At 51.8% G+C, this 10,426-nt stretch carries 10 protein-coding genes and 1 pseudogene; 9 read left to right on the plus strand and 2 right to left on the minus strand.

Annotated elements, in window-relative coordinates; all coding sequences use genetic code 11:
* Positions 1-78: 78 nt before the first annotated feature.
* The 8 genes from QZ506_RS15140 (at position 79) to QZ506_RS15175 (ending at position 9,015) form a co-directional block, all read left to right on the plus strand.
* Positions 79-381 carry a hypothetical protein gene (locus QZ506_RS15140; RefSeq protein WP_291972153.1) on the plus strand — a complete coding sequence of 101 codons (303 nt, stop codon included), beginning with the start codon at positions 79-81 and terminating at the stop codon, positions 379-381.
* A 301-nt stretch (positions 382-682) separates the two neighbouring features.
* A complete protein-coding gene (gene clpP, locus QZ506_RS15145; protein ID WP_291972155.1) occupies positions 683-1,306 on the plus strand; it encodes an ATP-dependent Clp endopeptidase proteolytic subunit ClpP in 624 nt (207 codons plus the stop codon).
* 113 nt (positions 1,307-1,419) lie between these two features.
* The gene (gene clpX, locus QZ506_RS15150) at positions 1,420-2,694 is read left to right on the plus strand and encodes an ATP-dependent protease ATP-binding subunit ClpX (RefSeq protein WP_291972157.1); all 1,275 of its coding nucleotides are present in this window, start codon (positions 1,420-1,422) and stop codon (positions 2,692-2,694) included.
* A gap of 213 nt (positions 2,695-2,907) precedes the next feature.
* A complete protein-coding gene (gene lon / locus QZ506_RS15155) occupies positions 2,908-5,316 on the plus strand; it encodes an endopeptidase La (RefSeq protein ID WP_291972158.1) in 2,409 nt (802 codons plus the stop codon).
* A gap of 198 nt (positions 5,317-5,514) precedes the next feature.
* Complete coding sequence (gene hupB, locus QZ506_RS15160) at positions 5,515-5,787, plus strand: nucleoid-associated protein HU-beta (RefSeq protein ID WP_291972159.1); 273 nt, start codon at positions 5,515-5,517, stop codon at positions 5,785-5,787.
* Positions 5,788-6,082: 295 nt separating this feature from the next.
* Positions 6,083-7,969 carry a peptidylprolyl isomerase gene (gene ppiD / locus QZ506_RS15165; RefSeq protein WP_291972160.1) on the plus strand — a complete coding sequence of 629 codons (1,887 nt, stop codon included), beginning with the start codon at positions 6,083-6,085 and terminating at the stop codon, positions 7,967-7,969.
* A 154-nt stretch (positions 7,970-8,123) separates the two neighbouring features.
* Positions 8,124-8,447, plus strand: coding sequence for a ComEA family DNA-binding protein (locus QZ506_RS15170; protein ID WP_291972162.1), 324 nt, complete (start codon positions 8,124-8,126; stop codon positions 8,445-8,447).
* A gap of 139 nt (positions 8,448-8,586) precedes the next feature.
* Positions 8,587-9,015 (plus strand): YbgC/FadM family acyl-CoA thioesterase, encoded by a 429-nt coding sequence (locus QZ506_RS15175; RefSeq protein WP_291972164.1) that lies wholly within the window; start codon positions 8,587-8,589, stop codon positions 9,013-9,015.
* A 53-nt stretch (positions 9,016-9,068) separates the two neighbouring features.
* Here QZ506_RS15175 and queC read toward each other — a convergent pair whose 3' ends face one another.
* The gene (gene queC / locus QZ506_RS15180) at positions 9,069-9,767 is read right to left on the minus strand and encodes a 7-cyano-7-deazaguanine synthase QueC (RefSeq protein ID WP_291972166.1); all 699 of its coding nucleotides are present in this window, start codon (positions 9,765-9,767) and stop codon (positions 9,069-9,071) included.
* A 95-nt stretch (positions 9,768-9,862) separates the two neighbouring features.
* A pseudogene (locus QZ506_RS15185) lies at positions 9,863-10,228 on the minus strand (PLP-dependent cysteine synthase family protein); the annotation flags it as partial.
* Between the two features lie 61 nt (positions 10,229-10,289).
* On the opposite strand from QZ506_RS15185, the gene QZ506_RS15190 reads away from it, so the two are divergent.
* Positions 10,290-10,426 (plus strand): IS1 family transposase (locus tag QZ506_RS15190; RefSeq protein ID WP_367273030.1); only part of this gene is annotated, 137 nt, incomplete at its 3' end.

Here is a 10,426-nt window from a genome sequence, read left to right on the forward strand (position 1 = left end):
CCATGCCAGTTTTGGTTGAAAATGCTTGTCATCTCAGGTGTACACTTTTCTCATGAGGCCTAACTGCATGATTTTACGTTGCGAGGATCCGTCGTTTCGCTGGGCTGCCAGCATAAAATCTATTTATTCAACAAAGCCATTAGATGTCTGTTCACAAAACGGGCATCTTACATCAACTTTAGCCACTGTATTCCACATCCAAAACCGGACATTTCACACTGCAATCAACATATTGAATACACGACCAAAAAAAGCCAGCGCCTCTGGCGTGGGCTTTTTGTTATCACTGATTTACGTTTGAAAAGAGCTATCGCCACGGATGTGCCAGATTGCACTATGATAAAACTGTGTGGGGGTGGCATTGAAACGTTTCGCGAGTGATAAAATCCGTGTTGTTTCTTGTGCGCGCGACATATTATTTTCTATGCAAAACGCGGTTTGCTATGCAAAGCATTGTAAACGCGGTGGGCACGATAACCCTTTAATCTAAAATAAAGGATAGTGTAAGCTTGAAATAGCGCGCAATGCCCCAACTAGAAGAAACAGAGGCGCGTGGTCATGGATTTTGGCGAGTCGGTGTCGTTCTTAAGGGGGACGTCGGGGTGACCGTGATAGTCAACCGTCGTTATCTCAAGTAGAATCTGATACATGGCACCAAAAGCATTTTATCGAGGATAGGTGAATGTTATACAGTGGCGAACAAGAAAAATTAGCACCCCAAATGGCTTTGGTGCCGATGGTGGTAGAACAGACTTCGCGCGGGGAACGTTCTTACGATATTTTTTCCCGACTGCTTAAAGAACGCATCATCTTCCTGACGGGTCAGGTGGAAGATCACATGGCCAACCTGATCGTTGCTCAGATGCTTTTCCTGGAAGCTGAAAACCCGGAAAAAGATATTTATCTGTACATCAACTCTCCGGGTGGTGTGATCACCGCAGGGATGTCGATTTACGACACCATGAAATTCATTAAACCGGATGTCAGCACCATCTGCATGGGACAAGCCTGCTCTATGGGGGCTTTCCTGCTCACTGCCGGTGCCAAGGGCAAGCGTTTCTGCCTGCCGAATTCTCGCGTAATGATTCACCAGCCGCTGGGAGGATTCCAGGGGCAGGCAACGGATATCGAAATCCATGCGCGTGAAATACTGAAAGTGAAGCAACGTATGAATGAGCTGATGGCGGAACATACGGGCAAACCTCTCGAAGTGATAGATAGTGACACTGAGCGTGACCGTTTCCTCTCTGCCCATGAAGCAGTAGAGTATGGATTGGTTGACGCCGTGATGATACACCGCGAATAACGCCGCCGGCCATAGCGTACCTGTGGTTCACGAATGCGCGCTTGCGCGTGATTCAGGTTGAAGTGATATCGCTGTTGGACCTGCGGGCAAAAGATAAAATAAGAGGTTTACTGATGACAGACAAGCGCAAAGACGGTTCAGGGAAGTTGCTGTACTGTTCTTTCTGCGGCAAAAGCCAGCATGAGGTCCGTAAGCTGATTGCAGGGCCGTCAGTGTATATCTGCGATGAATGTGTCGATCTGTGCAATGACATCATTCGCGAAGAGATCAAGGAAGTGGCTCCCCATCGTGAACGCAGTGCGTTACCCACGCCCCATGAAATTCGCCGTCACCTGGATGATTATGTGATTGGTCAGGAGCAGGCGAAAAAGGTTCTGGCGGTTGCGGTTTACAATCACTACAAGCGCTTGCGTAATGGCGATTGCAGCAACGGCATCGAACTGGGCAAGAGTAACATTCTGCTGATTGGCCCGACAGGAAGCGGTAAAACCCTGTTGGCTGAAACGCTGGCCCGTTTCCTGGATGTGCCTTTCACCATGGCGGATGCCACCACGCTGACCGAAGCGGGTTACGTGGGCGAAGATGTGGAAAACATCATCCAGAAGCTGCTGCAAAAATGCGATTACGACGTACAGAAAGCCCAGCGCGGCATTGTCTACATCGACGAAATTGACAAGATTTCACGTAAGTCCGATAACCCCTCCATCACCCGAGACGTGTCGGGCGAAGGGGTGCAGCAGGCTCTGCTGAAACTGATTGAAGGCACCATCGCTGCGGTACCGCCGCAAGGTGGGCGCAAGCACCCGCAACAGGAGTTTTTGCAGGTTGATACCTCCAAGATCCTGTTCATCTGCGGTGGGGCATTTGCTGGTCTGGATAAAGTCATCGAGCAGCGTGTTGATACTGGTCGCGGTATTGGTTTTGCCGCAACGGTGAAGGGTACGGCACAAAAGGCTACCGAAGGCGAATTGCTGGGCCAAGTAGAACCGGGGGATTTGATCAAGTTCGGTCTTATCCCTGAATTTATTGGCCGTTTACCGGTGGTTGCGACGCTTAGAGAACTGAGTGAAGATGCGCTGATCCAGATCCTGCGTGAACCGAAAAATGCGCTGACCAAACAGTATCAAGCGCTGTTCAATCTTGAAGGGGTTGAGCTGGAATTCCGTGAAGAAGCGTTGACGGCGATTGCCAAGAAAGCCATGGCGCGCAAAACTGGTGCACGCGGTTTGCGCTCCATCGTTGAAGCGGCGCTGTTGGACACCATGTACGACCTGCCCTCCATGGAGAGCGTCGATAAGGTGGTGATTGATGAGTCGGTGATTGCCGGTCAATCTGAGCCCATGCTGATCTACGGCAAACCTGAAGCGCAGCAAGCCTCTGGCGAATAAATCGTCAATTACACGCCTGACAAACGTACCTAAAGGGTCGTCGTCACCAGTCTGAAATGGGAGATTTTATCTCCCATTTTTTTTCGCATGTTCTGGTCGTTGAATGTCGGATATTTATCCCCATATACTCCAATACTTGTTGGCGAAACCCGTGACATCCGAGTTTCACGAAATTCCTTTAACCTGGCGGAAACGAAACTAAGAGAGAGCTCTATGAACCCTGAGCGTTCCGAACGCATTGAAATCCCCGTATTGCCGTTGCGCGATGTGGTGGTTTATCCGCACATGGTCATTCCGTTGTTTGTTGGCCGGGAAAAATCGATTCGTTGCCTTGAAGCCGCGATGGATCACGATAAAAAGATCATGTTGGTGGCACAAAAAGAGGCTTCAACGGATGAACCCAGTATTAACGATCTTTTCTCGGTAGGAACGGTCGCCTCCATTCTGCAAATGCTGAAACTGCCGGACGGCACGGTCAAAGTGCTGGTCGAAGGGTTGCAGCGTGCGCGTATCACCACGCTGTCTGACGGTGGTGAACATTTTGCTGCCCAGGCGGAATATCTCTCGTCACCAGCGATTGAAGAGCGTGAGCAGGAAGTCCTGATGCGCACGGCGGTCAATCAGTTCGAGGGATACATCAAACTGAACAAGAAAATCCCGCCGGAAGTGTTGACCTCGCTGAACAGCATTGAAGATGCAGCACGTCTGGCGGATACCATTGCCGCTCACATGCCGCTGAAACTGGCTGACAAACAGTCCGTGCTGGAAATGTATGATATTACGGAACGCCTCGAATATCTGATGGCGATGATGGAATCGGAAATCGACCTGTTGCAGGTGGAAAAACGTATTCGCAGTCGCGTGAAAAAGCAGATGGAGAAAAGCCAGCGCGAGTATTACCTCAACGAGCAGATGAAAGCGATTCAGAAAGAGCTCGGTGAGATGGACGACGCGCCGGATGAACATGAAGCGCTGAAACGCAAGATTGAAGCGGCCAAAATGCCGAAAGAAGCGCGGGAAAAAGCCGAAGCAGAACTGCAAAAACTGAAGATGATGTCACCGATGTCCGCTGAGGCGACAGTGGTGCGCAGTTACGTCGACTGGATGGTTCAGGTGCCGTGGAATGCGCGCAGCAAGGTGAAAAAAGACCTGGTCAAAGCGCAGGAAACCCTGGATACCGACCACTACGGTCTGGATCGCGTCAAAGAGCGTATTCTTGAATATCTCGCGGTACAAAGTCGTGTCAGCAAAATCAAAGGGCCGATTCTGTGCCTGGTCGGGCCGCCGGGGGTGGGGAAAACCTCACTGGGGCAGTCCATTGCCAAGGCAACGGGGCGTGAGTACGTGCGTATGGCGCTCGGCGGCGTACGTGATGAAGCGGAAATTCGCGGTCACCGTCGTACTTACATTGGCTCACTGCCGGGCAAACTGATCCAGAAGATGGCCAAGGTTGGGGTAAAAAACCCGCTGTTCCTGTTGGATGAGATCGACAAGATGTCCTCTGACATGCGTGGCGATCCAGCGTCGGCACTGCTTGAGGTATTGGATCCCGAGCAGAACGTCACCTTCAACGACCACTATCTGGAAGTTGATTACGATCTGTCCGATGTGATGTTTGTTGCGACCTCTAACTCGATGAACATTCCTGCGCCGTTGCTGGACCGTATGGAAGTGATTCGCCTGTCTGGCTACACCGAGGATGAGAAGCTCAATATTGCCAAGCGCCATTTGCTGCCGAAGCAGATTGAACGCAACGCACTGAAGAAAGGTGAGTTGACCGTTGATGACAGTGCTATCTCCGGGTTCATCCGTTACTACACGCGTGAAGCTGGCGTGCGCAGTCTGGAGCGTGAAATCTCCAAATTGTGCCGTAAAGCGGTAAAAACGCTGCTGATGGATAAAACCGTTAAGCATATTGAGATTACGGGCGATAACCTTAAAGATTTCCTTGGCGTTCAGCGCTTTGACTACGGCCGTGCGGATGAAGAAAACCGCGTTGGGCAGGTCACTGGGTTGGCCTGGACGGAAGTTGGCGGTGATTTGCTGACCATTGAAACCGCGTGCGTGCCGGGCAAGGGGAAATTGACCTACACCGGTTCACTCGGGGAAGTGATGCAGGAGTCTATCCAGGCGGCGCTCACCGTGGTGCGTGCTCGTGCTGAACGACTGGGTATCAATGCCGATTTCCATGAAAAACGTGATATCCACGTGCATGTGCCGGAAGGGGCAACGCCCAAAGATGGCCCAAGCGCCGGGATCGCCATGTGTACTGCGCTGGTTTCCTGCCTGACGGGTAACCCGGTGTGTGCCGATGTCGCGATGACCGGGGAAATCACGCTGCGGGGCTTAGTATTGCCGATCGGGGGCTTGAAAGAGAAACTGTTGGCAGCACATCGCGGTGGCATTAAGATGGTATTGATTCCTGACGAAAACAAACGCGATTTGGAAGAGATTCCGGCTAATGTGATTGCGGACCTGGATATTCACCCGGTCAAACGTATCGAGGAAGTGCTTGCGTTAGCGTTACAAAACCCGCCAGACGGTATGCAGCCGGAGCCTGTCAAGGCCAAGCGAGCGCCTGCCAAGGCGAAAGCGGTGCCCGCCAAGGCCGCGAAAGAGTGACATATCGCAAAAAACCCTTGAAAAAAATCACGCTGGCAGCAGAAATGGCGCTTGCCAGCGTTTTTTTTGTACCGCTAAGTTATGGCACTGTTAGTCTTAGCCAGTACGCTGTGCTAAGGTTTGACAGGATTGAAAAAAGCTACGTGTCGCGTTTTGGGATATTCAGCGTGACAACAGGATTTCAGAGGGGATGAGAGAGTGAACAAGTCACAATTGGTCGACAAGATTTCCGCAGATGCTGATATTTCCAAAGCGGCAGCAGGGCGTGTGTTAGATGCAATTACTGGTTCTGTTACCGATTCTCTGAAAGCAGGGGATGACGTTGCACTGGTAGGATTTGGAACGTTCTCCGTGCGTGAGCGTGCAGCTCGCACTGGGCGCAATCCGCAAACGTGCAAGGAAATCAGCATTCCAGCAGCAAAAGTACCGTGCTTCCGTGCCGGTAAATCGCTGAAAGACGCCGTTAACTGATTATCTCGTCACAGGTTTGTGCTGTAATCCGAGTACGTTACCAAACATTACCTGACGCCACGGTGTAGGTAAGGTAAGATAGGGGGCGCATCATTTTATGATGTGCCTTTTTTATGACGGGCGAACACTGCCCATCACCCTGCGGGGCGGGGCGGGGCGGGGCGGCGTAACGTCTTTCCCGCTCTCCTCTCTGGCAGTTCATGTTCTGCCTTACGGTTTGCCAGACGCGTAGTGAAGCGTGGTTTTAGCCAACGCAGGGCGTGTTATCCATACTACAGCGGAGTGTTGTCACATTATGATGGACAATTTACGCGCGGCCGCTAATAGCGTCGTGCTGAAAATTATTCTGTGCTTGATCGTCGCCTCCTTCGTATTGACGGGCGTGGGTGATTACCTTATCGGCGGCTCTAAAGATTACGCCGCCAAAGTCAACGGGCAGGAAATCGGTCGCGCGCAGTTTGAACAAGCGGTGCAAAACGAGCGTAGCCGCATGCAGGAACAGTTGGGAGAAAACTTTTCCGTGCTGGCAGGCAATGACGGCTATATGCAGCAGATGCGTCAGCAGGTGCTCTCGCAGCTGATCGATGAGGCGCTGATTGACCAATACGCCCGTAAGCTCGGGCTTAACATCAGCGATGCACAGATCAAACAGGCCATATTCGCTGTTCCCGCGTTCCAGAACAACAACCAGTTCGATAACGAAAAGTACCTGGATCAGGTACGTCGTTTGGGTCTGACACCGGATCGCTACGCGGAGTTGCTGCGTAAGCAACTGGTCACACAGCAATTGATTCAGGGGCTGGGCGCGACGCAATTCTCGCTGCCAAAAGAGATCGACAGTCTGGTGGCGCAGGCCGCTCAGGATCGTGTGGTGAGAACGGCAACGATTGACGTGGCGGCGATTGCCAAAACGCTGAACGTGACGGATGAAGAGGTCAAGGGCTATTACGACAGCAACAAAGGCCGTTTTATCGATCCGGAAGCCTTCAAAGTCAGCTATCTGCTGCTGGATGCCGTACGCGTTATGGACAGTGTGAAAATCACTGATGCTGATATCGCGGCGTTTTACGAGAAGAATAAGCAAGAGTTTACCCAACCTGAGCGCAAGCGCTTTAGCGTGATTCAGCTCAAAACCGAGGCGGACGCCCGTGCCGTGTTGGATGAACTGAAAAGCGGTGCCGATTTTGCCGCGCTAGCAAAAGAAAAATCGCAGGATGTGGTATCGCGCCGTAACGGTGGCGATCTGGGCTGGATGGATGCCAATGCCACGGTCGATGAATTGCAGCAGGCAAATCTGACCGAAAAAGGCCAACTCTCCGATCCGGTAAAATCCTCTGTGGGTTATCTGATTGTACGTCTGGATGACATTCAGGCCGCGCAGGTTAAACCGTTGAGCGTGGTGCGTGATGACATTGCTGTCAGAGCAAAACGTGAAAAAGCGCTGGATGAATTCTTTGCCCTGCAACGTAAAATCAGCGAAGCGGCAAGCAACGACAATGAGTCATTAGCATCAGCCGAAGAGGTGGCGGGCCAAAAAGCCGCTGAGACGGCCTGGTTTAGCCATGATCAAGTGCCTGCTGAGCTGAACTTCCAGCAGGTGACGCAGGCTATTTTCGGTGGCACCCTGTTAGGCGATAACGGTGCTCCGGGCAGCAATTCCGATGTGATCGGTGTCGATGGCGATCGTGCGATCGTGCTGCGTATCACCGATCACCGTGCAGAAACGCCGCGCCCTCTGGATCAGGTACGTGACGAGATTGTACAGGTGCTGAAAGTGCAGAAAGCGCAGCAGCAGGCTAACCTACAGGCTGAAAAAATCCTAGTTGACTTGAAACAAGGTAAAGACGACTCGCTGAAAGCGGCCAACCTCAGCTTTGGCGCGCCAGAGACGCTCTCCTCAGTTTCTCAGGGCAATGTATTGGCAGAAAGCGTGTTTGCCCTGCCTGTGCCGCAACAGGACAAAGTAAGCCACGGTGTTGCGCGCGATCAGGCGGGCAATGTGGTGCTGGTTGCGCTGGATAGCGTGAAACCACACGCCATCACTGATGAGCAGAAAGCACAGTTTACCAGCCAGGTTGAGCAGAGTGCGGTAACGACGCTGTTTGATACTTTGGTTTCCAGCTTGCGCACCGAAGCGACCATCAAATTAGGTGCCGCCGCTCAGGAGCAGCAACCTCAATAAGCTATGCATTAATTTGTAATCCGTTGTAATAACAAAAGGCCGCTGACGCGGCCTTTTCCACATTTCAACACTGTGGTTTGTACGATCTCCCTTATTTCGGCACCCTATACCTGCCAATTAATCAATAGGGAGATACCGTATGAAAAGGAAAGGAATGTCTGCGCTGTGTTTGTGTCTGGCCCTGGGCTTATCCACTTTCACCGCAGGGACGCTGGCGCAAACGGGAGAGGTGGTAACAAACGGTGGTGCCTCATCGCCGCCGTCACAGGCAACGGATTCTGCACAGGAAACGGTGAATATCAATACGGCTACCGTACAACAATTGACCCAGCTACAAGGGATAGGCGCGCGCAGAGCGGAGGCGATAGTTCAATATCGCGATGAGAATGGTCCTTTTACCGACATTGCACAATTGCAGGAGGTGCCTGGCATCGGGCCGACGCTGATTGATAATAATCGAGCACGCCTCGCACTGTAAGCGTCCGATGCGTTGTAATCCTGCTCTCTGGGGCGATACCTGCGCGGAAGTGAGGTTATTCACTGCCGTTATTTTCTGCTAACCTTAGCATCAGGTCCAACCAGTTTATGGCGTTAATCTGTTTCGGAGTCATTACGTGGTGCATACCTTCATTACCGTTCGTGGCTTTCATATCGATGTCTATCAGCATGTCAATAACGCCAGCTATCTGGAGTTTATGGAGGAGGCGCGTTGGCAATGGCTGGAGAATTTGCCCGCTTTCCAGTGGATGCAACAGCACGGCATTGCGTTTATCGTGGTCAATATCAACATCAATTATCGTACCCCGGCGGTATTAGGGGACGTGTTACGTATCGAAAGTGCGTTGTTGCACCTGAATGCCAAAAGTGGGGTGATCAGCCAAAAGATGGTGCGTACTACGGATGAAGCTGCGGTGGTCGATGCTACCTTAACCTTTGTATGTATCGATCTGACGACTCAAAAAGCATTGCTGCTGGAGGGGGAGTTGTTGTTGCATTTACAGGCGGTTATGCAGCTACCATCATCTGATGAGTCAACGCTAGCCTAGTGAATGCGGGGGGGGGGAGAGGCGAGCCTGCTCACCCCGCTATTCGGTTGACCTTATTGCAAACCGGTTTTACGTTTCATTGATGCCATCACTCCGACCCGATCCTGCTGATACTGCGTTAATCCATTTGCACGCAAATGACATGCAGAGCAGTGGCCACAACCGTCGCCCTGAATCCCGTTGTAGCAGGTCAGCGTTTGGCTGCGTACCGTATCAAGATGGTGGTAATGGTCAGCTAACGCCCAGGTTTCCGCCTTGTTGAGCCACATGAGCGGTGTAATAAACTGAATATCACGGGCGATGCCGAGCACGATAGCGTGACTCATGGCTTTGACAAACTCATCGCGGCAGTCGGGGTAGCCCGAAAAGTCGGTCTCACAGACGCCAGTGACCACCGCTTCAGCGCCGACTTGATAGGCATAAATGGCTGCCAGCGTAAGAAACAGAATATTGCGTCCGGGCACGAACGTGCTCGGAATACCGGACGCAGAGGCGTCGTAATCGGGTACGGCAACATTGTCGCGCGTCAGGCTACTGACAGCCAATTCATTGAGTAAACTGACATCCAGCACTTTGTGTGCTTTGGCACCCAATTGGTTTGCAAGCGCGCGCGCAATATCGATTTCTGCCCGATGGCGTTGACCGTAGTCGAATGTGACACAGTGCACTTCATCATACAGGCTGAGTGCCTGAATCAGACAGGTGGTGGAATCCTGCCCGCCGCTGAAAACGACAACCGCGTGTTTTGTCATTGCTCTACCTTTGATGCTCAAGGGCGATATGCCCAGTGTGACATAAAAGGTACATGCTATAGCAAAAACGCGTCATTTTCAGCGTTAACTCGGTATCAGGCCAAAATCAGCTCTCGTTGATTCTGTGATTGCCCCGCGTTGATTTGCGCCAGATACGGGCTGATATCGCCGATATTTTGCGCTATCCATTCGGCATTGTAATAGGTATCCAGATAGCGCTCCCCGCTGTCACACAGCAAGGTGACAATCGCCCCTTGTTTACCCTGCGTACGCATATGATTAGCCAGTTGCAACATGCACCAGACGTTGGTGCCAGTGGATGCGCCGACCTTGCGTCCCAGAATACTCTCCAGCCAATACAGTGTGGAAATGCTGGCTGCATCCGGTACCTGCATCATGCTGTCGATCACGTCAGGAATAAAAGAGGGTTCTGCACGTGTGCGACCAGTTCACTCAATTTTAGGTCGTGTATTCAACATGTTGATTGCAGTATACCATATCCGGTTTTGGATGTGGAGTACAGTGGCTAAAGTTTATGTAAGATGCCCGTTTTGTGAACAGACATCTCCTGTGAAAAAACACGGTTATGGCAAAAGTGGCCACCAGCGTTACCGTTGTCAGTCATGCAAACGCACCTTCCAGCTCGACTATGCCTATCG

The sequence above is a fragment of the Candidatus Symbiopectobacterium sp. genome, assembly GCF_020054415.1.
Classification (GTDB): Bacteria; Pseudomonadota; Gammaproteobacteria; order Enterobacterales; family Enterobacteriaceae; genus Symbiopectobacterium.

Bases quoted from the DNA above. Each gene is read 5' to 3' on its own strand.
- QZ506_RS15170 (WP_291972162.1), top strand. From the start codon at position 8,124: ATGTCTGCGCTGTGTTTGTGTCTGGCCCTGGGCTTATCCACTTTCACC.
- lon (WP_291972158.1), top strand. From the start codon at position 2,908: ATGAACCCTGAGCGTTCCGAACGCATTGAAATCCCCGTATTGCCGTTG.
- clpX (WP_291972157.1), top strand. From the start codon at position 1,420: ATGACAGACAAGCGCAAAGACGGTTCAGGGAAGTTGCTGTACTGTTCT.
- ppiD (WP_291972160.1), top strand. From the start codon at position 6,083: ATGATGGACAATTTACGCGCGGCCGCTAATAGCGTCGTGCTGAAAATT.
- clpP (WP_291972155.1), top strand. From the start codon at position 683: ATGTTATACAGTGGCGAACAAGAAAAATTAGCACCCCAAATGGCTTTG.
- queC (WP_291972166.1), bottom strand. From the start codon at position 9,767: ATGACAAAACACGCGGTTGTCGTTTTCAGCGGCGGGCAGGATTCCACC.